Origin of the sequence: Nonomuraea sp. NPDC049152, assembly GCF_040648355.1 — a bacterium.
Classification (GTDB): domain Bacteria; phylum Actinomycetota; class Actinomycetes; order Streptosporangiales; family Streptosporangiaceae; genus Nonomuraea.
In genome coordinates this window covers 113,178-136,437 of record NZ_JBEZDO010000001.1, presented here as the reverse complement: position 1 = coordinate 136,437, position 23,260 = coordinate 113,178, and the positions used below count along the sequence as shown (strand labels likewise).

Below are 23,260 nucleotides of genomic sequence, written 5' to 3'. Positions count from 1 at the left end.
CTATCCACTGAATCAGCAGCAGGGCCAACGTCGTCCCCGCCTGCAACACCAAAGCAGACGATGACGACGGGAGGGATTCAATGCCTGCTGCCCACCTCGGGTTCCCCGAGCCCCAGGGCCTCTACCACCCCGCCAACGAGCACGACGCCTGCGGCGTCGCGATGGTCGCGGACGTGAACGGGCGACGTGGCCACGGAATCGTCGTGAAGGCTCTGACGGCCCTGTGCAATCTCGACCACCGGGGAGCGAAGGGTAGCGAGCCGGACACCGGCGACGGCGCCGGGATCCTGACGCAGATCCCGGACCTCTTCCTCAGGTCCGCCACCGACTTCCCCCTGCCCGAGCAGGGCCACTACGCCGTGGGCATGGCTTTCCTGCCCTTCGACGGCGAGGCGCGGCAGGTGGCCGTGCGCCTCATCGAGGAGATCGCGGCGGAGGAGGGCCTGACGGTTCTCGGCTGGCGCGAGGTCCCCGTGGACACCTCGAACGCGGGCCCGAGCGCCCGCGCGGTCATGCCGTACTTCGGCCAGCTGTTCGTGTCGAGCCCGAAGGGCGAGAGCGGCCTGGAGCTGGACAGGCTCGCCTTCTGCCTGCGCAAGCGGGCCGAGCACGAGGCGGACGTCTACTTCCCCTCGCTGTCCAGCCGCACGCTGGTCTACAAGGGCATGCTCACCCCGCTGCAGGTCGAGCCCTTCTTCCCCGACCTGTCCGACGAGCGCTACGACACCGCCATCGCGCTGGTGCACTCGCGCTTCTCGACCAACACCTTCCCGAGCTGGCCCCTGGCGCACCCCTACCGTTACATCGCCCACAACGGCGAGATCAACACGGTCAAGGGCAACCGCAACTGGATGCGCGCCCGCGAGGCCATGCTGGCCTCCGACCTCATCCCCGGCGACCTCGAGCGGCTCTTCCCGATCTGCGACCCCGACGGCTCCGACACCGCCTCCTTCGACGAGACGCTGGAGCTGCTGCACCTGGGCGGTCGCTCGCTGCCGCACGCGGTGCTGATGATGATCCCCGAGGCGTGGGAGAACCACACCGAGATGGACCCGGATCGCCGGGCCTTCTACGAGTTCCACTCCTCGATGATGGAGGCGTGGGACGGCCCCGCCTCGATCACCTTCACCGACGGCACGCTGGCCGGAGCGGTCCTCGACCGCAACGGACTGCGTCCGGGCCGGTTCTGGGTGACCGCCGACGGCCTGGTCGTGCTGGCCTCCGAGGCCGGTGTGCTCGACTTCGCGCCCGAGGACGTCGTCCGCAAGGGCCGCCTGCAGCCGGGCCGCATGTTCCTCATCGACACCGCCCGCGGCAAGATCATCGAGGACGACGAGATCAAGGCCGAGCTGGCCGCCGCGCTGCCGTACGAGGACTGGCTGCACGCCGGCCTGGTGCGCTTCGAGGAGCTGCCCGCCCGCGCCCACGAGATCCCCACGCACGAGGCGCTGGTCAAGCGGCAGCAGACGTTCGGCTACACCGAGGAAGAGCTGCGGATCATCCTGTCGCCGATGGCCACCAACGGCCAGGAGCCGATCGGGTCGATGGGCACCGACACGCCCGTCGCCGTGCTCAGCGAGAAGCCGAGGCTGCTGTTCGACTACTTCAGCCAGCTGTTCGCCCAGGTCACCAACCCGCCGCTGGACGCCATCCGCGAGGAGCTCGTCACCTCGCTGGCCAGCACGCTCGGCCCCGAGGGCAACCTGCTCAACCCGGGCCCCTCCTCGTGCAGGCAGCTCGTCCTGCCGTACCCGGTGATCGACAACGACGAGCTCGCCAAGATCATCCACATCAACGACGAGGGCCACCTGCCCGGTTTCCACCCCTATGTCGTGAGCGGCCTTTACGAGGTGGCGGGCGGCGGACAGGCGTTGCGCGACAGGCTCGCCGCCATCTGCGCCGAGGTCTCCGAGGCGATCGCGGGCGGCGCGCGCATCATCGTGCTGTCCGACCGCGGCTTCTCCGAGCGGCTCGCGCCGATCCCGTCGCTGCTGCTGACCGGCGCGGTCCACCACCACCTCATCGCAGAGAAGACCCGCACCAAGATCGGCCTGGTCATCGAGACCGGCGAGGCGCGCGAGTGCCACCACATGGCGCTGCTCATCGGGTACGGCGCCGGCGCCGTCAACCCCTACCTCGCGATCGAGACCGTCGAGGACATGGTCGACACCGGCATGCTCCAGGTCGACAAGCACAAGGCTGTGCGCAACCTCATCAAGGCGTACGGCAAGGGCGTCATCAAGGTCATGTCCAAGATGGGCGTGTCCACGGTCGCCAGCTACACCGGCGCGCAGATCTTCGAGGCGCTCGGCCTGGGCGAGGAGGTCATCGACACCTGCTTCGTCGGCACCACCTCGCGCCTGGGCGGCGTCGGCTTCGACGTGCTCGCCAGGGAGGCCGCCGCGCGTCACCGCCACGCCTACCCCCGCGCGGAGAACGCCCACCGGCGGCTCAACGTGGGCGGCGAGTACCAGTGGCGGCGTGAGGGCGAGCCGCACCTGTTCAACCCCGAGACGGTCTTCAAGCTGCAGCACGCCACGCGCAGCCGCCGCTACGAGATCTTCAAGGAGTACACGAGCCTGGTCGACTCGCAGGCCGAGCGGCTGATGACGCTGCGCGGGCTGTTCAGGTTCGCCTCCGGCAGGACGCCGGTGCCGCTGGACGAGGTCGAGCCCGTCTCCGAGATCGTCAAGCGGTTCTCCACCGGCGCCATGTCCTACGGCTCCATCTCGATGGAGGCGCACGAGACGCTCGCCATCGCGATGAACAGGCTCGGCGGCAAGTCCAACACCGGCGAAGGCGGCGAGGAGCCAGGGCGCCTGTACGACCTCACCAGGCGCAGCGCCATCAAGCAGGTGGCCAGCGGCCGCTTCGGCGTGACGAGCGAGTACCTGGTCAACGCCGACGACCTGCAGATCAAGATGGCCCAGGGCGCCAAGCCCGGCGAGGGTGGCCAGCTCCCCGGCCACAAGGTCTACCCGTGGATCGCCAAGACCAGGCACTCCACCCCGGGCGTCGGCCTGATCTCGCCGCCGCCGCACCACGACATCTACTCCATCGAGGACCTGGCCCAGCTCATCCACGACCTGAAGAACGCCAACCCGGTCTCCAGGGTCCACGTGAAGCTGGTCGCCGAGGTCGGCGTCGGCACGGTCGCCGCGGGCGTCTCCAAGGCGCACGCCGACGTCGTGCTGATCTCCGGCCACGACGGCGGCACGGGGGCCTCCCCGCTGACCTCGCTCAAGCACGCGGGCGCCCCGTGGGAGCTCGGCCTGGCCGAGACCCAGCAGACGCTGCTGCTGAACGGCCTGCGCGACCGCATCGTCGTCCAGGTCGACGGCCAGCTCAAGACCGGCCGCGACGTGGTCATCGCCGCCCTGCTCGGCGCCGAGGAGTACGGCTTCGCCACCGCCCCTCTGGTCGTCTCCGGCTGCGTCATGATGCGCGTCTGCCACCTCGACACCTGCCCCGTCGGCGTCGCCACCCAGAACCCCGAGCTGCGCAGCCGCTTCAGCGGCAAGCCCGAGTTCGTGGTGAACTTCTTCGAGTTCATCGCGGAGGAGATCCGCGAGTACCTCGCCGAGCTGGGCTTCCGCTCGCTCGACGAGGCGATCGGGCATGTCGAGCTGCTCGACATGAGCGCGGCCGAGGACCACTGGAAGGCCAACGGCCTCGACCTGTCGCCGATCCTGCACCTGCCCGAGCTGCCCGAGGGGACGGCGCTGCGCCGTACGGTCGCTCAGGACCACGGCCTGGAGCACGCGCTCGACAACACGCTCATCGCCCTGGCGGAGGGTGCGCTGGAGCACGGCACCCCCGTCACGCTCGACCTGCCGATCCGCAACGTCAACCGCACCGTCGGCACCATGCTCGGCTACGAGGTGACCAAGCGGTACGGCGGCGAGGGACTGCCTGACGACACGATCGACATCAGCTTCACCGGCTCGGCGGGCAACTCCTTCGGCGCGTTCGTGCCGCGAGGGGTCACGCTGCGGCTGACCGGCGACGCCAACGACTATCTCGGCAAGGGCCTGTCGGGCGGCAGGATCTCGGTGCGCCCGCACGACACCGCCCCGCTGGACGGTCAGATCATTTCCGGAAATGTCACCCTTTACGGTGCGACGTCGGGAGAGGTGTTCATCCGCGGCGTGGTGGGCGAGCGCTTCTGCGTCCGCAACTCCGGCGCCACCGCGGTCGTCGAGGGCGTGGGCGACCACGGCTGCGAGTACATGACGGGCGGCAAGGTCGTCGTGCTCGGCCAGACCGGACGCAACTTCGCCGCCGGCATGTCGGGAGGCATCGCCTACCTGCTCGACCTGCGGGCCGAGCGAGTCAACCGCGAGATGGTCGCCATCGAGCCACTGACCGACAACGACGCGCAGTTCCTGCACGAGATCGTCGGCAGGCACTTCGAGGAGACGGGCTCGCCCGTCGCCAAGGAGCTGCTGGCCGACTGGGACGACGCGCTCACGAGGTTCGGCAAGATCATGCCGACCGACTACAAGCGGGTGCTGCAGGCCGCCGAGGCCGCCCGCATCGAAGGCAGGGACATCGACGAGGCGGTCATGACCGCCGCGGTTCAGGGTTAAGGAGGCGCACCATGGCCGACCCCAAGGGTTTCCTCACGCACGACCGGGAGCTGCCCGCGCGCCGCCCCGTCGACGTCCGCATCCGCGACTGGCGGGAGGTCTACGAGGACTTCCCCGCGCCGAAGCTGACCAAGCAGGCCGCCCGCTGCATGGACTGCGGCATCCCGTTCTGCCACAACGGCTGCCCGCTCGGGAACCTCATCCCCGAGTGGAACGACCTCGTCTACCGCCACGACTGGCGCGAGGCGATCGAGCGGCTGCACGCCACGAACAACTTCCCCGAGTTCACCGGCAGGCTCTGCCCCGCCCCGTGCGAGGCGGCGTGCGTGCTCGGCATCAACTCCGACCCCGTGGCTATCAAGCGGGTCGAGGTCGAGATCATCGACCACGCCTTCACCGAGGGATGGGTGACGCCGCAGCCGCCCACCAACAGGACCGGCAAGAAGGTCGCGGTCGTCGGCTCGGGCCCCGCGGGCCTGGCCGCCGCCCAGCAGCTCACCCGCGCGGGCCACGACGTCGTGGTCTTCGAGCGGGCCGACGCCATCGGCGGGTTGCTCCGCTACGGCATCCCCGAGTTCAAGATGGAGAAGCGCCACATCGACAGGCGCCTCGACCAGATGCGGGCCGAGGGCACCGAGTTCAGGACCTCGGTGAACGTCGGCGTCGACATCACCGCCGCCCAGCTGCGCGAGGAGTTCGACGCGGTCGTGCTGTCGGGCGGCGCCACCGCCTGGCGTGACCTGCCGGTCGCAGGACGCGACCTCAAGGGCGTCTACCAGGCGATGGAGTACCTGCCGCCCGCCAACAAGGACTTCGAGGACTCCCCGATCAACGCCCGCGGCAAGCACGTCGTGGTGATCGGCGGCGGTGACACGGGAGCCGACTGCATCGGCACCGCGATCCGCCAGGGGGCCGCCTCGGTGACCCAGCTGGAGATCATGCCGCAGCCGCCGGCCGGGCGGCCCGGCTCGCAGCCGTGGCCGACGTTCCCCATCCTGTTCAAGATGGAGAGCGCCCACGAGGAGCTGTCCGACGGCGACGGCGACAGGGTCTACGCGGTCTCCACGACGGAGTTCACGGGCGACGCCGAGGGCAACGTGCGGGCGCTGCGCCTGGTCGAGGTCGAGGGGCCGCAGACGGGCTTCAAGCCGATCCCCGGCACCGAGCGGGAGATCCCGGCCGAGCTGGTCACGCTGTCGATGGGCTTCCTCGGACCTGAGAAGGGGGCGCTGCTGCAGGACCTCGGCGTGGAGTACGACGCCAGGGGGAACGTGGCGCGCGACAAGACCTACATGACCAACGTCGACGGGGTGTTCGTCGCGGGGGACATGGGCCGGGGACAGTCGCTCATCGTCTGGGCCATCGCCGAGGGGCGGGCGGCCGCGTCGGGCGTGGACCGGTTCCTGACCGGCGAGACGGCGTTGCCGTACCCGATCCTGCCGACGGCACGCCCGCTGGTGTGACGATCCTTTCGTAAAACGCCCGCCCGAGGTCTCCTCGGGCGGGCGTTCCTCATTTCGTACGGCAGGCGGGGCCCCACCAGATCACCCCGCCAACCTCAACCCCCGGGCCTCCCCAAGAGATGCCCCCAGTTTTGCATACCCTGCATCTGTTGCAGGGTCTGCAAAGAATGCGTAGAGTGCACGTCATGGAGAGCCCGCAAGCTCGAAGAGAGCGGCGCCGAGCCGAGAAGCGTCAGGCCATCCGGATGGCCGCGGTGCGGATCGCGCTCGACAACGGGCTCGACGCCGCGACCGTCGAGGCCATCAGCGAGGCGGCCGACATCTCCCCCCGGACCTTCTTCAACTATTTCGCCTCCAAGGACGAAGCGCTCGTGATGGAGCCGGCGTTCACCCCGGAGGACCTGGTCGAAGCGCTGACCGCCCGCCCGCGGGACGAGCCGATCATGACGTCGTTCCGCGCGATCATGAAAGACCTGGCCACCGGCTTCCGGCTGATGTTCGAGGGGATGGGGCCGATGCAGGAGCTGCACAGGCGACACCCCGAGCTCGCGCTCAAGGCCGGAGTCGCCGACCAGCGGCGCCTGCTGGAGATGGTTCTCGACACCGTGAAGGAGCGCGCGGGCCACGACGGCCTGCGCGCGCGGCTGATCGTGGTCGCGTCGTTCGGCGCGGTGTTCTCCGCCGTCCAGGAGTCGATGGCCGAAAGGGAAGGGCCTCCGCTGGAGGCGCTCGTCGACCGCGCCTTCGACCTGATCGAACAGGGCCTCTGAACCGGCACGGCCTCTGACCCAGTAAAGCGGCGACCGGGGTGGCACCCCCGATCGCCGCCGATTCCTCCTGCCCTCGGAAAAGAAGCAAGGAGAGACACCTATGGTAGCGACAACAGCCCCGCCCCAGCGCGGGCTGCTGGTCAACATGGCAGCCCTGATGCTGACCATGTTCCTGGCCGCCCTCGACCAGACCGTCGTGGCGACCGCCCTGCCCACCATCGTCGGCGAGCTCCACGGCCTCGAGCACATGTCATGGCTGGTCACCGCGTTCGCCCTCACCTCCGGCATCGCCACGCCCCTCTACGGCAAGCTCAGCGACATGTACGGGCGCAAGCGCCTGTACCTCTCGGCCATCGTCCTGTTCCTCGCCGGCTCCGCGCTGTGCGGTCTCGCCCAGTCGATGGCCCAGCTGATCGCCTTCCGCGCCTTCCAGGGCGTCGGCGCCGGCGGCCTCATGGTGCTCACCATGACCATCGCCGCCGACATCGCCACGCCACGGGAGCGCGCCAGGTATCAGGGCATCTTCGGCGGCGTCATGGCCCTGGCCTCGATCGCGGGGCCCGTCCTCGGCGGCTACCTCACCGAGCGGTTCGACTGGCGGTGGATCTTCTACATCAACCTGCCGATCGGCGTCGTCGCGCTGGCCGTGGCGGCCACCGTGCTGCGCCTGCCCCGCCGTACGTCGCCGCACCGCATCGACTGGCTCGGGTTCACGCTGATCGGGGGCGTGCTGACCTGCCTGACGCTGTTCGCCGCGTGGGGAGGGACCGTCCACGCGTGGACCTCGCCGGTGATCATCGGATTGGGCGTGGGAGCGGCGGCGCTGCTGGCGCTGTTCGTGGTCGTCGAACGGTCGGCGGCCGAGCCCGTCCTGCCGCTGCACCTGTTCCGCGACAGGACGTTCGCGCTCATCGTGGGCGGCGTCGTGCTCGTCGCCACGGGCATGCTCGGCGCGGCGACGTTCCTGCCGATGTTCCTGCAGCTGGCGACCGGGGCCGGCGCCGCCGACTCGGGGCTGCTGCTGATCCCGATGATGGTGGGCATGATCGTCTCGTCGACCGTTTCGGGGCAGCTGGTGACGCGCCTCAGCCGCTACAAGCCGTTCGTCGTGACGGGCCTGACGCTGACGGCGATCGCCGCGGCGCTGTTCGCGACCATGGACCTGGGCACCAGCGGCTTCGTGTCGGGGGCCTACATGGTCCTGTTCGGCGCGGGGCTCGGGATGAGCATGCAGAACCTCCTGCTCGCCGTGCAGACGAACAGCCCCGAGCGTGACAGGGGAGCGGCGACCTCGGCGGTCACCTTCGCCAGGGGCATCGGCGGCGCGGTGGGCGTGTCGGTGCTGGGCGCGGTCTTCACCTCCAGGCTCGGCCTGGGCGACGTCGGCTCGTCGGTCACCTCCGACCTCGTCCAGCGCCTGCCCGAGGCGGCCCGGCACGCGACCCAGCTGGCCTTCTCCGACGCCATCACCGGGGTCTTCGTCTGGCTCGTCCCGATCCTGGCCCTCAGCGCCGTCCTGCTGGCCGTCCTCCCCGACACACGCCTCAGCGCGAACTGAGGCCCTTATTTCTGTACGGCGAGCGGTGCAGCTAAGCATCGCTCGCCGCCAATTTTCAGCAAAGGATGCGATAAATCACGCAAAAGGGTGAATAAGTTGCAGACGGGGAATGGTGTCGAGAGGATGCTCCCCTCGTGTGCGTGCGGTGAGCGAAAACGGGGGGTTTCAATGCAGCGGATCATGTACGGAATTGTGGCGGCGGCGATGGCGATGCCGCTCGCCGCCTGCGCGGCCGTCGCCCCACCACGACTGGACACTTCTCCTGGCACCGACTATCTGGTCTTCTATGCGACGGGCGGCCAGGGCAAGGCGCTGAAGGCGATCGAGACGAGCGGCGGCCGGACGTTGTCGACCGAACCGAGGCTCGGCTACGTGGTGGCACATGGAGTGGTGGCGTCGTTCCTCGACACACTCGGCAATGACGAGGCGATCGTGGGGATCTCCACCGACCGCCCGATCGGGTTCACCTCGGCCGCGACCAGCAGGGGATGGTCCTCCCTCCATTCCGAGTGGGCCGCAGGCCGGACGGACACGGGGCGGCCATCGGTCGCCGAAGGGCCTTTCGCGCCGGCGCGAGCGGCGGGGCCGGACGTGGCCCCCGGCCTGAAGGTGGCACCCGGCAAGAAGGTGGCACCCGGCAAGAAGGCGCTCGAACCGCTGGCCTCCAGGCAGTGGGACATGAAGATGATCGGAGCCGACCGCGCCCACGCGATCGCGCCAGGTGACAAGAAGGTGCTCGTCGGCGTCCTCGACACCGGCATCGACGGCAAGCACCCCGACATCGCCCCCAACTTCAACCGCCAGCTCAGCCGCAACTTCGTCACCGACCGGCCGAAGGACCCCAACGGTCAGCCGCTCGACGGGGCCTGCGAGGTCACGAGCTGCAAGGACCCCGTCGACGTCGACGACGACGGCCACGGCACCCACGTCGCCAGCACGATCGGTTCCCCGATCAACGGCAAGGGCATCGCGGGCGTCGCCCCCAACGTCCAGCTGGTCAACCTCAGAACGGGCCAGGACTCGGGCATGTTCTTCCTCAAGCCCACCCTCGACGCCCTCACCTACGCCGCCGACAACGGCATCGACGTGGTGAACATGAGCTACTACATCGACCCCTGGCTGTTCAACTGCACGAACAACAAGGCCGACAGCGCGCGCGAACGGCTGGAGCAGCGCGGCATCATCACCGGCATGCAGCGCGCGATCGACTACGCCCGCGGCAAGGGCGTCACGCTCATCACCGCGCTCGGCAACGGCTCCACCGACCTGGGAAACCCGACCAAGGACGACGAGAGCCCCAATTACCCCAAGAACGGTCAGCGGGACCGCACGATCGACAACTCCTGCCTGAACGTCCCCGCGGAATCGAACGGCGTCATCTCGATCTCCGCGCTCGGCCCTTCCGGGCGCAAGGCGGTCTACTCCGACTACGGCGTCGAGCAGACGGACCTGTCCGCGCCGGGCGGCGACGCGCTCGACGGCGGCGGCGTCTCGGCGACCAGGTCCATCCTGGCCGCGGTGCCCACGGCCGTGCTGCGCGCGACGAACAAGATCGACGCGACGGGGGCGCCGAAGACGTCGGAGGTCGTCCGCGACTGCCAGGGCGGCGAGTGCTCCTACTACCAGTACCTCGACGGCACCTCCATGGCCGCGCCCCACGCCACGGGTGTCGCCGCGATCCTGATCAGCCGCTTCGGCAGGCCGGGCCCCGGCGGGGTCGCGCTGGCTCCCGCGTCGCTGGAGCGGCTGCTGTACTCGAGCGCGACACCGAAGGCGTGCCCGATGCCGCGGGCCTACAAGTACCGGTACTTCGGCCAGGAGGAGACGCACCTCTGCGAGGGCGACACGGCCAAGAACGGGTTCTACGGCAGGGGAGTGGTCAACGCCTACAAGGCGGCGACCATCGCGCCCTGACTCCGTTCCCGCATGAGTTCGCCGGATGACGGGCTCGGCGAGGTAGACATGAGGTGAGGGTTCGGTTTCCGGCTCGGCGTCTTCGGGACGGCGTCTTCAGGGGCGATGTGACGGCGGCCCGCCGTCGCGCCCGAGTGGCGTCGACCAGGCAGTCGCCGGCCGGTGACCACAGAGGAGCTGTCTCGTGCTCGCCGTACCGGATGGAATGGTGTACCGGCTGGTCGCGGACGCCGCGATGGCCGCGCACTTCCTGTTCCTCGCCTACATGGCGGTCGGCGGCTTCCTCGCCTGGCGGTGGCCGCGCACCATCCGCGCGCACCTCGCGGTCGCCGGCTGGGGCGTGCTCTCCATCGTCACCGGCATCGAGTGCCCACTGACCCTCGCCGAGGACTGGGGACGGCGTCAGGCCGGGATGGCGGGGCTGACGCCCTCCGGATTCATCGACCACTACATCGAGGGCGTCGTCTATCCGGAGGAATACACCAACCTCGTACGGCTCGGCGTGGCCGTCCTTGTAGTTACCTCCTGGGTCGGGTACCTGTGGAGACGTCGTCACCGGGATTTCTCCCGCGCGTGACTGCCAAGTGGTCTGTACCAATTAAGGTAGGACACGTGACTCGTCGCGCGAAAATCGTCTGTACCCTCGGTCCTGCCACTTCCTCAGCCGACCGGCTCCGAGAGCTGATCGGCGCAGGCATGGACGTTGCCCGCTTCAACCTCAGCCATGGCACTCATGAGCTGCACAAAGAGGTCTTCGACCGGGTGCGGGAGGTGGCGGCCGACCTCGGCCGGGGTGTAGGCGTGCTCGCCGACCTGCAGGGTCCCAAGATCCGCATCGGCACGTTCGAGGAAGGCCCCGTCCGTCTCGGGTTCGGTGACGTCTTCACCATCACCACCGAAGAGGTCCCCGGCGACCGCGAGCAGGTCTCCACCACCTACAAAGGCCTGCCCGGCGACGTGCGCGCGGGCGACACCATCCTCATCGACGACGGCCGCGTCGTGCTCGAGGTCACCCGCGTCGACGGCCAGCGCGTCACCACCCGCGTCGTCATCGGCGGCATGATCTCCAACAACAAGGGCCTCAACCTGCCGGGCGTCAACGTCAGCGCCCCCGCCCTCACCGACAAGGACGAGGCCGACCTGCGCTGGGCCCTGCGCACCGGGTTCGACATGATCGCCCTGTCGTTCGTGCGCCGCCCCTCCGACGCCGACGTGGTCCGCAACATCATGGAGCAGGAGGCCGTACGGCTCCCGCTGCTCGCCAAGATCGAGAAGCCCCAGGCCGTGGAGCGGCTCCCCGAGATCGTCGAGGCGTTCGACGGCATCATGGTCGCCCGCGGCGACCTCGGCGTCGAGCTGCCCCTCGAAGAGGTGCCGATCGTCCAGCGGCGCATCATCGAGCTGTGCCGTGAGAAGGCCCGCCCGGTCATCGTGGCCACCCAGATGCTCGACTCGATGATGAACGCCCCGCGCCCCACCCGCGCCGAGGCCTCCGACGTCGCCTACGCCGTCATGGACGGCGCCGACGCGGTCATGCTGTCCGGCGAGACCTCGGTCGGCGACTTCCCCATCGAGTCCGTCGCCACGATGGATCGCATCGCCTGCGCCGCGGAGAAGTCCTCCCTGCGCGCCACCCACAGCCTCGACCGCCTCCCGGAGACCACCGGCGGCGCCATCGCCCGCGCCGCGGCCGAGGTCGGCGCCATCGTCGGAGCGAAGGCGCTGGTCGCGTTCACGATGTCGGGCGAGACGGCCCGCCGCCTGGCCCGCTACCGCTCGCCGATCCCGCTGCTGGCGTTCACCTCGGCGCCGCACGTGCGCGGTCAGCTGTCGCTGACGTGGGGGGTGGAGACGTTCCATGTGCCGTTCGTGCACCACACCGACGACATGGTCAGGCAGGTGGAGGCCTCGCTGCTGTCCCTGGGACGGCTGGAGAAGGGCGACAAGGTCGTCATCGTGGCGGGCTCCCCTCCCGGCACGCCGGGCTCGACGAACGCCCTCCGCGTCCACACGATCGGCTCCGCGGTCTCCCACGCCCACTGACGGCACGGTCCTCGCGTCACTGCGCGAAGCTCGTACGCCCTGAAACCCCGGCAGGGGACCTGCCGCGCATCCTCGCCTGCCGCGACCCCGAACCGGTGCGCACGTGGCTCGCTCGGGCACTCGAGATCTCGAGCGCCCGAGGAGCTGTTCGGCTGACTGTCGCCGACCGGGCCGGCCCGGTCGGCGATGCCGGGTGTTCCGGTCAGTCGTTGGCGTGCAGGGCCGCGTTCAGCTCGACCCCCGTTCCGGTGCGCGGAACCGCCTCCACCGCCCCCGTCTGCGAGTTCCTGCGCAGCAGCAGCCCGTTCGCGCCGGACAGTTCCTTGCCCTTGACCACGCGGCCGTCAGGAAGCGCCAGCTTGGTGCCGGCCGTCACGTACAGTCCGGCCTCCACCACGCAGTCATCCCCCAGCGAGATGCCGACGCCCGCGTTCGCGCCCAGCAGGCAGCGCTCGCCGATCGAGATGACCTCCTTGCCGCCGCCGGACAGCGTGCCCATGATCGAGGCGCCGCCGCCCACGTCGGAGCCGTCGCCGACCACGACGCCCGCCGAGATCCGCCCCTCCACCATGGACGTGCCGAGCGTTCCCGCGTTGAAGTTCACGAAGCCCTCGTGCATGACCGTGGTGCCACTGGCCAGGTGGGCGCCGAGCCGTACCCTGTCGGCGTCGGCGACGCGCACGCCTGAGGGCACCACGTAGTCGACCATCCGCGGGAACTTGTCCACGCCGTAGACGGTCACCGTGCCCCTGGCGCGCAGCCGTACCCTCGTCTGCTCGAACCCGTCGACCGCGCACGGGCCGTGGTTGGTCCACACGACGTTGGCGAGCTTGCCGAACAGCCCGTCCAGGTTCAGGCCGTGGGGGCGCACGAGGCGGGCGGACAGCAGGTGCAGGCGCAGGTAGGCGTCGTGGGCGTCGGCGGGCGCCTCCGACAGCTTGGCGATGCCGGTGCGCACGGCGACCACCTCGACCCCGCGGGCGTCGTCCTTGCCGATCAGCGCGGCGAGGTCACCGGCCTCCTCGGCGGACAGGCGCTGGGTGCCCACGGAGGGCGGCTCGCCCAGCTCTGGTGCGGGGAACCAGGTGTCGAGGACCGTGCCGTCGGCGGCGATGGTGGCAAGCCCGACGCCGTGAGCGCCGGTGCTGGTGGGATCGATTGCAGTCACACGCCACAAAATACCGGAGGGTCAGACGGTGCCCAGGTCGGCCGACAGCCAGCGCTCGGGACGCATGTGGAAGGTCACGAGCACCGAGAGGTTCGACTGGGCGAGGTAGCCCTCGATGGCGTCCTCGTGGAGGTAGCGTCCGGCGATCTTGGTCATCTCGTCGACGGTGGTCGGATTGGAGGCGATGACTGGACCTTCGACCGAGACATAACGATAGGTGGGGATCGTCCTCTGGGCGAGCATGGCGAACCGCCCCGCCTTGGTGATCAACTCGGCTTTGCGTGAGTCGCCGTCGGTCAGGAAGGCCACCTCGCCACCGGGCGCGTAGTGGTACCAGACCGGCACGGCCAGCGGTCCGCGCCCCTGCTCATCCTGTACGGCCAGTACCCCGATGTGCGGCTCTGCCAGGAACGACTCACGGTCCAACACGGTCAGCGCCATCCCCGCCCCCTTTACGGATCATGTCGCTGGTGAACATCCCCATCCAGCGCGATCCCAACCGAGCCGCACCGGGGACCGGCGGGTCCGCGTGCTCGTCCACGGCCCCCTGACCCTGCGCACGTACTCCGTCTGGCGGCACGCCCCGCATGGGAGTGCCTCGACCTCGTCGGCTACGACCACGTCTCGCCCGGCATGACCTGGGTCAGGACCGCCCGCCGCGGCCAGGAGGTCTCCTTCACCAAACCGGAGGGCAAGCTCACGCTCCTGCAGGGCGCGCCGTACCACTTGTTCGCGGGGGAGGAGACGGCCGCCGTGGCGTTCGGGCCGATGCTGCGCGCTGTACCGGACGACGAGGCGGTCTTCGGCGCGGTGGAGGCAGAGCGACGACCGCGGCTGGTCACGCAGAGACGTCGTCACCAAACCGTTCTGGACGCCCGGCAGAAAGGGCCTCGACCAGCGCGGCGGCGTGGCGGACGACATGCTCGGCGTCGGCGAGGTAGAGCGTGTGGTGCCCGTCGGCCAGATGCCTGGCGAAGGCGGCCTCGCCCGCGGACGCCCTCGCGTGCATGAGGGCGACCAGCGTGTGCAACCGTTCGCGGACCATGAGCGGCAGGCCGGGCCTGTCGGCCGCAGAGAGGCCGTAGGCGTCGCAGAAGATCCGCAGCCGCCGCGCCTGCTCGCCCACGTCGCCCACGTCGCCACCGGCGCTCAGTGGGACGAACCGGTAGGCCGCATACGCCACGTCCCACAGCCGCGGCCCAGGATGGACGGTGTCGAAGTCGATGAAGGCCACAGGCAGCCCGTCGCGGAACACCGTGTTGTACGGCGCGACGTCGCCATGACAGATCACCTCGGCGGGCTCGCGCGGCGGCAGGTACCAGGGCCCGTCCGAGGCGAACCCCTCGGTCGCGTCGTGGTAGTCGCGCAGCATCACGCCGATCCGCCGCAGCGTCGCCTCGCTCCACGTGTGATCGGGCGCCGGGTAGTGGGCGACCTCACCGGGGACGAAGTCGAGGATCTCGCGCCCTTCCGGGTCGAACCCGTGGGCGCGGGGCGCGCCGCCGAACCCGGCCGCCGCCACGTGCTCGAGCAGGCGGTGAACCGTCGGCGTCCACGGACCGACCGGCCTGCGGACCGTCGCGCCCACCCTGCTCACCTGGTTGATCCCGCCGCCCGCCAGCGGTTCCTCGATCCAGCCTGTCAGTCCGGCCACCTCCCGCGCGATCTCCGCCGCAGCGCGCCCGTCGGTCGCCACCCTGAACACCCAGTCCCGCGCGTGCCCAGGTGACCAGGCCGCGATCGGGATCCTCGGCCGGCGAGGGGTGGACGTGGTCCAGCGCGTCGCCCCTGGAGAGGCAGCGCGCCACGCCTGCGTGCCTACCCAGGCCGGCCGCCGACGAGCAGCCCTTCCTGGCGCCTCGGGACATCGTCCGTGATCGAGAGATCGCGAAGCCACCGGATTTCGGGCGGTGGGAACGCGCCCGGTCAACGGTTCGCGAGCGTCACCGGCAGGATCGGGGCCGTCGCTCCGCGGACGAGGCCTGCCGGGAGGTGATGGTGCCCCGAGTGGGATTCGAACCCACACTCGATGGTGTTTGAGACCATTTCCTCTGCCATTGGGATATCGGGGCATTTTTCGGACTTGTCCGGTTCTGGGCCCCGAGTCTACCCACCGTGGTGGATCACTCCGGACGCCAGCGTGGATCTAATCTAGCGGACGTCGGTAGTCTTCTGCTCGTGAGTACGCAGCGGCGAGTGGTGATCGCGGAAGACGAGGCACTGATCCGCCTCGACCTCAAGGAGATGCTCCAGGAGGACGGCTACATCGTCGTGGGCGAAGCCGGTGACGGTGAGCATGCGATCAAGCTGGCCACCGAGCTCCGCCCCGACCTGGTGATCCTCGACGTGAAGATGCCCATCCTCGACGGCATCTCCGCCGCCGAGCGGATCGTCGCGGACAGGATCGCCCCCTGCCTCATCCTCACCGCCTTCTCCCAGCGTGACCTGGTGGAGCGGGCGCGTGACGCGGGCGCCATGGCGTACCTGGTCAAGCCGTTCACGAAGGCGGACCTCGTCCCGGCGATCGAGATGGCGGTCAGCAGGCACGAGGAGATGGTCGCGCTGGCGGCCGAGGTGTCCTCGCTGTCGGGCCGGCTGGAGACCCGCAAGCTCGTCGAGCGCGCCAAGGGCCTGCTGATGGCCCAGCACGGCTGGAGCGAGCCGCAGGCGTTCAGATGGATCCAGAAGGCGTCGATGGACCGCCGGCTGAGCATGCGCGAGGTGGCACAGATCGTCGTGGAGGACGCGGCGAAGCAGAGCTGAGAAATCGGCGGCATTCCGAGCACCCGGGGTCGCGTCGGCTGACCGATTTCACCTCAGCGTGTCCTCTGATGTGCGGAAGCGTCCACCGGTCGTTTCGTACCGTGGAACGTTCCTTTGAGGTTCTTTGCCCTTTCAATTCGCTGCGGTAGCCGTAAAGGATCGGTGTAATAACGAAGCGGTAACGAGGGTGTCCGCTGTACCAACCCGTGACATCTCCTGGCTGTACTAACCGTCACAACCCCCTGGGTCATCCCCGCATGGGCATGACTCTGCGAATCCGGTCCTGACAAAGGATCAGGCGAAAGGAAGGCAGCCTTGCGGCCAAAGATTGCTCGCTTCGGCGGCGCGCTTGCCGTTGGTATGGCTCTCACGCTCGGTCTCGCCGCGTGCGGCGGTGGCTCTGAAGCTCCCGCCGGATCGGCGGCGCCCGGTGGCGGTGAAGCGGCGCCCACCACTGTCAAGATTGGCTTCATGGGCGACCTGACTGGTTCCAACGCCGGTATTGTCATTCCGCCCAGGAACGGCGCGAAGCTGGCCATTGACCAGTACAACGCGACGAACCCCAAGGTCAAGATCGAGATGGTGGAGTACGACAGCCAGGCTGACGCCACCAAGGCCGTCGGTCTCGCCCAGCAGGCCATCAAGACCGATAAGATCGTCGCGCTGATCGGCCCTGCGTTCTCCGGTGAGTCCGCCCAGGTGGCGCCGGTGCTCGAAGAGGCGAAGATTCCCAGCGTCTCGGCTTCGGCGACCAACGCCGCGCTCGCGCAGAACGGCTGGAAGTTCTGGCACCGTGTGCTTCCGAACGACGGTGTGCAGGGTCCCGGCATCGCCGACTTCATCGCCGGCGCCGCCGCGGCCAAGAACGTCTTCGTCATCGACGACAAGTCCGAGTACGGCAAGCCGCTGGCCGACGCTGTCCGCGCGCAGCTGAAGGCCAAGGGCGCGACCGTCACCGACGACTCGCTCGACCCGGCGGAGAGCGACTTCTCCTCGGTCGTCAACAAGGTGGCCGCGGGCAAGCCCGACGCCATCTTCTTCGGCGGCTACTACGCGGCGGCCGGCCCGCTGCTCAAGCAGCTGCGCGACAAGGGCGTGAAGGACGCGAAGTTCTTCAGCGGTGACGGCACGCTGGACAAGGGCCTCATCGAGGGCGCCGGCGCGGCCAACGCGGAGGGTGCGCTCGTGGGCTGCCCCTGCTACATCGCCACGCCTGACGTGACCGACGAGAAGGTCAAGAAGTTCGCGGCCGACTACAAGACCGCCTACAAGGCCGAGCCGGCCATCTACGCCACGGAGGGCTTCGACGCCGCGTCGGTCTACATCGAGGCGATCAAGGCCGGTAAGGTGACGCCCGAGGACATCAACACCTTCATCCAGACGGTCGACTTCCCCGGCGTTTCCAAGCAGGTGAAGTTCGAGTCCAATGGTGAGGTTGTGGCCAAGGACATCTACATGTACCAGGTCAAGGGCGGCAACATCACCCTGCTCGGCAAGGCCTCCGAGGCCAAGCTCGGGTAACGGTCTCCCGCCTGTCTCTCAGGTGAGATCGGGTAGTTGACGCGCGGGGAGCGGGATCGCCGCGAGCGGTCTCGCTCCTTTCGCGCATCTGCTATCGGCAGTGCAGGAGAACCCTCGCCTAGAAGTGGTTATCGTCTCGTGTTCAATGACTTCTTTGCTCAGTTTTGGCCGCAAACAATCGACGGCCTCGCGTTCGGATCCATCTACGCGCTGATCGCGCTCGGATACACCATGGTGTACGGCGTGCTGCGGCTGATCAACTTCGCGCACTCGGAAGTGTTCATGATCGGCACGTTCGGCGCGATGTTCGTGCCTTTCGTGTTCGGCATCAACACTCCGTTGACCGGCATCGCTCTGGTCGGGCTGATCCTGGCCATGATCGCCGCCGGTGCGCTGGCCTCGGCGGGCACCGCCGTGGCGCTCGAGCGGATCGCCTACCGTCCGCTGCGCAAACGGGGCGCCTCCCGCCTGGCCGCGCTCATCTCGGCCATCGGCGCCTCCATCTTCCTCCAGGAGCTGTTCGCGCTCCTGGTCATCCCCACCGTCTTCGACAGGCCTGAGCGCGGCCGCATTCAGATGGGCCTGCCGCGCATCATGGAGCGTACGGAGCTGTTCTCGATCTTCGGCCACAAGGTGATGACCCACCAGGTGTTCGTGGTCGTGGCGGCGCTCGTGATGATGATCCTGCTGGAGCGGCTGGTCAACCGGACCAAGATCGGCCGGGGTATCCGCGCGACAGCGCAGAACCCCGAGGCCGCGGTCCTGATGGGTGTCGACATCAACAAGATCGTCCAGATGACGTTCTTGATCGGCGGCGCGATGGCCGGTGTGGCCGGCGCGCTGTATCTGTTGGCATATGAGAACACCAACTACTACATCGGTTTTCTCTTCGGCATCAAAGCCTTCACCGCGGCGGTTCTCGGCGGTATCGGAAACCTTCGCGGGGCCTTGGTCGGCGGAATCGCGCTGGGGCTGGTGGAAAACTACGGCGCCATCATCTTCGGCTCCGACTGGAAACACGTGATTTCGTTCACGGTCCTCGTCTTGGTCCTGATGTTCCGGCCCACCGGGCTTCTCGGTGAATCACTTCAGCAGGCGCGCGCATGAACCAGAACAGTCCACTGTCAAGCATCCGCGCCGCGTGGGGCGGGTTCTCCGACCGCATGCACCACGCGTGGGCCGTGGCCCCCGGGTGGCAGCGCTGGGCCGTCTACGTGCTGCTCATCGTCGGCGCTCTGCTGCTCCCCTCGGACTCGCTGGCGCCGATCATGTCGCCGTACTCCGACTGGGCGAGCGTGCTGTTCTTCCCGATCGGAACCTTCGTGGTGCTGGCCATCGGCCTCAACGTGGTGGTCGGCCAGGCCGGTCTGCTCGACCTCGGGTACGTCGCCTTCTACGCGGTGGGCGGCTACACGATGGGCCTGCTGGGCACCAAGCTCGGCTGGAACTTCTGGGAGATCCTGGTCGTCGGCATCCTCATCTGCGCCCTTTCGGGCGTCGTGCTGGGCGCGCCGACGCTGCGGCTCCGCGGCGACTATCTGGCGATCGTCACGCTGGGCTTCGGTGAGATCATCCGCATCACGGCCCGCAACACCGACGCGATCGGCGGCCCGAACGGCATCCGCGGCATCCCGCACCCGCCGAGCATCGAGGGTGTAGAGCTCTTCGGCGTGCAGATCTTCAAGTACGGCGTGCTGGACCCGAGGCCGTACTACTACATGCTGGTCGCGCTGGCCGTCATCGTGATCATCCTGGTGAAGCGCTGGGAGAAGAGCCGCGTCGGCAGGGCGTGGGCGGCCATCCGCGAGGACGAGGACGCCGCCGAGGTCATGGGCGTGCCGACGTTCAGGTTCAAGATGCTCGCCTTCGCCATCGGCGCCTCCATCGGTGGCGCGATGGGCGTGGTCTGGGCGGCCAAGGTCATCTCGCTGAACCCGAACGACTTCCTGTTCCTGCTGTCGGCGACGATCCTGGCCGCGGTGGTCATGGGTGGCGCCGGCAACCTGCCGGGTGTGATGCTGGGAGCGTTCATCGTCGCGTGGCTGCCTGAGCGCTTCCGTGGCCTGCAGGAGTACCGCATGCTGATCTTCGGTGCGGTGCTGGTCGCTCTGATGATCTTCAGGCCCGAGGGACTGTTGCCCTCCAGACAGCGCAAGGCTGAACTGAAGGAGGGATCGGGCGGCATGGGCAGTCTGGGCGCCGAGGTCCCGGGTCCCGAGACGAAGCCCGAGACGGTCGAGGGGGCGAGCAAGTGAACCAGGAGAAGAAGGCCCTGCTCGAGCTGCGCGGGCTCGTGATGCGCTTCGGCGGCGTGACGGCGCTGCGCGGGGTCGACCTCACCGTGAACGAGGGTGAGATCTTCGCGCTGATCGGCCCGAACGGCGCCGGCAAGACCACGGTGTTCAACGTGATCACCGGCGTCTACCAGCCGACCGAGGGCGAGGTGCGCTTCCAGGACGAGAAGATCAGTGGCCTCAAGCGCTTCAAGATCACCAAGCGCGGCGTCGCCCGTACGTTCCAGAACATCCGGCTGTTCCACAACATGTCGGCGCTGGAGAACGTCATGGTGGGCGCGGACGCGCATCACAAGTCGGGCATAGTCAGCGTGGCCTTCGGCCTGCCGTGGCACCGCAAGGCCGAGCGCGAGGGCCGGGCGCTGGCGATGGAGTTGCTGGAGTTCTGCGGCGTCTCGCGGCGTGCCGACGACTACGCCAAGAACCTGCCCTACGGCGACCAGCGCCGGCTGGAGATCGCGAGGGCGCTGGCGACCAACCCCAAGCTGCTGCTGCTCGACGAGCCCGCGGCGGGCATGAACCCCGCGGAGAAGGAGGCGCTCCAGCAGCTCATCAGGAAGATCAGAGACTCGGGGCGCACCGTCCTGCTGATCGAGCACGACATGAGCCTCGTCATGGGCATCAGCGACCGCATCGGCGTCCTCGACTTCGGTGAGAAGATCGCGGACGGTCTGCCGGACGAGGTGCGGAACGACCCGCGGGTCATCGAGGCGTACTTGGGGGCACCCGCAGATGCTTCTTGAGATCAAGGACATCCACGTCCACTACGGCAAGATCGAGGCCATCAAGGGCATCTCGGTCGAGGTCAACGAAGGCGAGATCGTCACGCTGATCGGCGCCAACGGCGCGGGCAAGACGACGACGCTGAAGACCATCTCCGGCCTGCGTCCGCTGTCGTCGGGTTCGGTGGTCTTCGACGGCAAGGACATCAGCAAGATGCCCGGCCACAAGCGGGTCGAGGCGGGCCTGGGCCAGGCGCCCGAGGGCCGCGGCATCTTCCCCGGCATGTCGGTCCACGACAACCTGCTGATGGGCGCCTACGCGCGCAGCGGCGACATCGCCCCTGAGCTGAAGGAGGCCTACGAGCTGTTCCCTCGTCTGGCCGAGCGGCGCGACCAGTTCGCCGGCACGATGTCGGGCGGCGAGCAGCAGATGCTGGCGATCGGCAGGGCCCTGATGGCCAAGCCGAAGGTGCTGCTGCTCGACGAGCCCTCGATGGGTCTGGCGCCGCTGCTGGTCAAGCAGATCTTCGACATCATCGAGGAGATCAACCGCAGGGGCACGACGGTCCTGCTGGTGGAGCAGAACGCCCAGCAGGCGCTGCAACTGGCGCACCGGGCGTACGTTCTGGAGACCGGGAAGATCGTCAAGAGCGCTCTGGCGCACGATCTGCTGAACGACCCCGCCGTGCGGGCCGCCTACCTGGGCGGGGACCTCGGTGAGCCGAGCGCCAACGGCCAGCACTGAGAAACTGAGAAGTCGAGCGGGCGGGGCCTTCGCGAAGGCTCCGCCCGCTGTCATTTCAACGCCACCTGGGCGCCGTCGGTGCTGGGGTAGCCGATGGGCGGGTCGCCGTACAGCTTGACGGCGGTGGGCACGGCGTCCTTGGGGATGTCGAACCAGAGGTCCAGCTCGAGCCGCACGCCCGCGCCGACGGGGATCTCGATGGGCTGGCGCTTGGTGATCTGCGCGGTGTCGCTGATCGGGAAGGTGCGCCCGTCGGCCGTGACCAGCCGCTGCTTGCGTGCGTCGAACCGAGATGTGGATCTTCCCGGATTTTCCACCACGACACGGACGGTGATGAACTGTCCCTTGGCCGGCCACTCGGCGTGACTGCCTGAGAGGCTGGCCTGACCGGTCTGAAGGCCGATCACCTGGAAGCGCGCGTCTCCGTCCTCGACGGGCGCCGCGTGGATCGGGACCTCGTTGACGCGAACCGATCGGGCGGGCAGGTCGTAGGTCGGCCTCGCCTGTGGTTTCGCCGGCGTGGCTGCCGGGCTGCAGGAGGCCAGCGCCACGACGGCGCAGGCGATGAGGATGGGTCGGCGCACGTCGCCACCGTACGAGGAGGATGGTGCCTTGTGACAGAGGGCCGTCACAAGAGATGTTGACCCGATATTCGGCCTATGTCGAAAGACTTACGCTTGTAGGAAGTTGTCCGATTGTGTCTGAGCGGTGATCTGCCTGGTGACAAGCTTGCGGGAGCATCTCTGCGACAAGACCAGGAACCGAAGGGGACCGTTGTGAGTATGGGTACTCTTTCCCGCCGCGCGCTCGCGGCAGGCACGTTCGTCGTCGCGGGCGCGCTGACGCTCACGGCCTGTGGTGGTGGCGGCACGACCGGCGCCAGCCCTGCGGCCACGGCGGCGACCGGTGCCTCCTCGGCCGCGCCCAGCGCGCAGAACACACTGGCGGCGATGGTGCCCGACGCGATCAAGTCGGACGGCAAGCTGATCGTCGGCGTCGACGCCTCCTACCCGCCGAACGAGTCGGTCGATCCCGCCTCGCAGAAGATCGTGGGCTGGGACGTCGAGCTGGTCGAGGCCGTCGCGGGCAAGCTCGGCCTGACCGCCGAGTTCCAGAACGCCGGCTTCGAGACGATCATCCCCGGGCTTGGCTCGGGCAAGTACGAGCTGGGCTCCTCCTCCTTCACCGACAACAAGGACCGGGAGAAGGTCGTCGACTTCGTCACCTACTACTCCGCCGGCACCGCGTGGGCGGCGCTGAAGGGCAACCCGAAGGGGGTCAACCCCGACGACGCCTGCGGCAAGAAGATCGGCGTCCAGCAGGGCACCGTCCAGATCGACGACATCAAGGCCAAGACCGAGGCCTGCGTCAAGGCGGGCAAGCCCGCCATCGACCAGGTCGTGCGCAAGCAGCAGACCGAGGTCAACGCCGACCTGGTCACCGGCAAGATCGACGGCATGCTCGCCGACTCGCCCATCGTCGGCTACGCGGTCAAGCAGACCGGCGACAAGATGGAGATCATCGGCCAGGCCTACGACACCGCGCCCTACGGCTTCGCGATCGGCAAGAACTCGGGGACCTTCAAGGACGCGTGGCTCGGTGCGCTGAAGGAGGTCATCGCGGACGGCACCTACAAGTCGATCCTGGACAAGTGGGGCGTCGGCGACGGCGCCATCACCGACCCGGTGATCAACGGAGCGCAGGGGTAAC

General features: G+C 68.6%; 18 protein-coding genes and 1 tRNA gene. 14 read left to right on the top strand and 5 right to left on the bottom strand.

Features of this window, described 5'->3' with window-relative positions:
* The first annotated feature begins 80 nt into the window (after positions 1 to 80).
* The 7 genes from gltB (at position 81) to pyk (ending at position 12,337) form a co-directional block, all read left to right on the top strand.
* Entirely contained in the window at positions 81 to 4,589 is a 4,509-nt protein-coding gene (gltB, locus tag AB0B45_RS00655) for a glutamate synthase large subunit (RefSeq protein ID WP_358123361.1), read from the top strand.
* Between the two features lie 11 nt (positions 4,590 to 4,600).
* Positions 4,601 to 6,052, top strand: coding sequence for a glutamate synthase subunit beta (locus AB0B45_RS00650; protein WP_358123359.1), 1,452 nt, complete (start codon positions 4,601 to 4,603; stop codon positions 6,050 to 6,052).
* A 185-nt stretch (positions 6,053 to 6,237) separates the two neighbouring features.
* Positions 6,238 to 6,822, top strand: a complete 585-nt coding sequence (locus AB0B45_RS00645; RefSeq protein ID WP_358123357.1) for a TetR/AcrR family transcriptional regulator — start codon at positions 6,238 to 6,240, stop codon at positions 6,820 to 6,822.
* A gap of 100 nt (positions 6,823 to 6,922) precedes the next feature.
* Complete coding sequence (locus AB0B45_RS00640; protein WP_358123355.1) at positions 6,923 to 8,380, top strand: MDR family MFS transporter; 1,458 nt, start codon at positions 6,923 to 6,925, stop codon at positions 8,378 to 8,380.
* A gap of 180 nt (positions 8,381 to 8,560) precedes the next feature.
* Positions 8,561 to 10,294: a S8 family serine peptidase gene (locus AB0B45_RS00635; protein ID WP_358123353.1), complete on the top strand. Its 1,734-nt coding sequence runs from the start codon at positions 8,561 to 8,563 to the stop codon at positions 10,292 to 10,294.
* A gap of 184 nt (positions 10,295 to 10,478) precedes the next feature.
* A complete protein-coding gene (locus tag AB0B45_RS00630) occupies positions 10,479 to 10,871 on the top strand; it encodes a DUF2784 domain-containing protein (RefSeq protein ID WP_358123351.1) in 393 nt (130 codons plus the stop codon).
* Between the two features lie 35 nt (positions 10,872 to 10,906).
* Positions 10,907 to 12,337 (top strand): pyruvate kinase, encoded by a 1,431-nt coding sequence (gene pyk / locus AB0B45_RS00625; RefSeq protein ID WP_358123349.1) that lies wholly within the window; start codon positions 10,907 to 10,909, stop codon positions 12,335 to 12,337.
* Between the two features lie 202 nt (positions 12,338 to 12,539).
* Here the strand turns inward: pyk and dapD are convergent, their stop codons facing one another.
* The 4 genes from dapD to AB0B45_RS00605 all read right to left on the bottom strand — a co-directional run bounded on the left by dapD (position 12,540) and on the right by AB0B45_RS00605 (position 15,577).
* The gene (gene dapD, locus AB0B45_RS00620) at positions 12,540 to 13,505 is read right to left on the bottom strand and encodes a 2,3,4,5-tetrahydropyridine-2,6-dicarboxylate N-succinyltransferase (RefSeq protein ID WP_358123347.1); all 966 of its coding nucleotides are present in this window, start codon (positions 13,503 to 13,505) and stop codon (positions 12,540 to 12,542) included.
* 21 nt (positions 13,506 to 13,526) lie between these two features.
* A complete protein-coding gene (locus AB0B45_RS00615; RefSeq protein WP_358123345.1) occupies positions 13,527 to 13,946 on the bottom strand; it encodes a pyridoxamine 5'-phosphate oxidase family protein in 420 nt (139 codons plus the stop codon).
* Positions 13,947 to 14,343: 397 nt separating this feature from the next.
* A complete protein-coding gene (locus tag AB0B45_RS00610; protein WP_358123343.1) occupies positions 14,344 to 15,201 on the bottom strand; it encodes an aminoglycoside phosphotransferase family protein in 858 nt (285 codons plus the stop codon).
* Positions 15,202 to 15,501: 300 nt separating this feature from the next.
* Positions 15,502 to 15,577, bottom strand: a tRNA-Leu gene (locus tag AB0B45_RS00605).
* 106 nt (positions 15,578 to 15,683) lie between these two features.
* Here AB0B45_RS00605 and AB0B45_RS00600 point away from each other — a divergent pair.
* The 6 genes from AB0B45_RS00600 (at position 15,684) to AB0B45_RS00575 (ending at position 21,550) form a co-directional block, all read left to right on the top strand.
* Positions 15,684 to 16,268, top strand: a complete 585-nt coding sequence (locus AB0B45_RS00600) for a response regulator (protein ID WP_358123341.1) — start codon at positions 15,684 to 15,686, stop codon at positions 16,266 to 16,268.
* Positions 16,269 to 16,628: 360 nt separating this feature from the next.
* Positions 16,629 to 17,789, top strand: coding sequence for a branched-chain amino acid ABC transporter substrate-binding protein (locus tag AB0B45_RS00595; protein WP_358124683.1), 1,161 nt, complete (start codon positions 16,629 to 16,631; stop codon positions 17,787 to 17,789).
* Between the two features lie 138 nt (positions 17,790 to 17,927).
* On the top strand, positions 17,928 to 18,896 hold the full coding sequence (locus AB0B45_RS00590) for a branched-chain amino acid ABC transporter permease (RefSeq protein WP_358123339.1): 969 nt from the start codon (positions 17,928 to 17,930) through the stop codon (positions 18,894 to 18,896).
* Positions 18,893 to 20,044, top strand: a complete 1,152-nt coding sequence (locus AB0B45_RS00585; protein ID WP_358123337.1) for a branched-chain amino acid ABC transporter permease — start codon at positions 18,893 to 18,895, stop codon at positions 20,042 to 20,044. The genes AB0B45_RS00590 and AB0B45_RS00585 overlap by 4 nt, the downstream gene beginning before the upstream one ends.
* A 41-nt stretch (positions 20,045 to 20,085) precedes the next feature.
* Positions 20,086 to 20,826 (top strand): ABC transporter ATP-binding protein, encoded by a 741-nt coding sequence (locus tag AB0B45_RS00580; RefSeq protein WP_358124680.1) that lies wholly within the window; start codon positions 20,086 to 20,088, stop codon positions 20,824 to 20,826.
* Complete coding sequence (locus AB0B45_RS00575) at positions 20,816 to 21,550, top strand: ABC transporter ATP-binding protein (RefSeq protein WP_358123335.1); 735 nt, start codon at positions 20,816 to 20,818, stop codon at positions 21,548 to 21,550. The genes AB0B45_RS00580 and AB0B45_RS00575 overlap by 11 nt, the downstream gene beginning before the upstream one ends.
* A 50-nt stretch (positions 21,551 to 21,600) precedes the next feature.
* On the opposite strand, the gene AB0B45_RS00570 is transcribed toward AB0B45_RS00575, so the two are convergent.
* The gene (locus AB0B45_RS00570) at positions 21,601 to 22,134 is read right to left on the bottom strand and encodes a DUF4352 domain-containing protein (RefSeq protein ID WP_358123333.1); all 534 of its coding nucleotides are present in this window, start codon (positions 22,132 to 22,134) and stop codon (positions 21,601 to 21,603) included.
* A gap of 198 nt (positions 22,135 to 22,332) precedes the next feature.
* On the opposite strand from AB0B45_RS00570, the gene AB0B45_RS00565 reads away from it, so the two are divergent.
* Positions 22,333 to 23,259, top strand: coding sequence for an ABC transporter substrate-binding protein (locus AB0B45_RS00565; RefSeq protein ID WP_358123331.1), 927 nt, complete (start codon positions 22,333 to 22,335; stop codon positions 23,257 to 23,259).
* Position 23,260 lies beyond the last annotated feature (1 nt).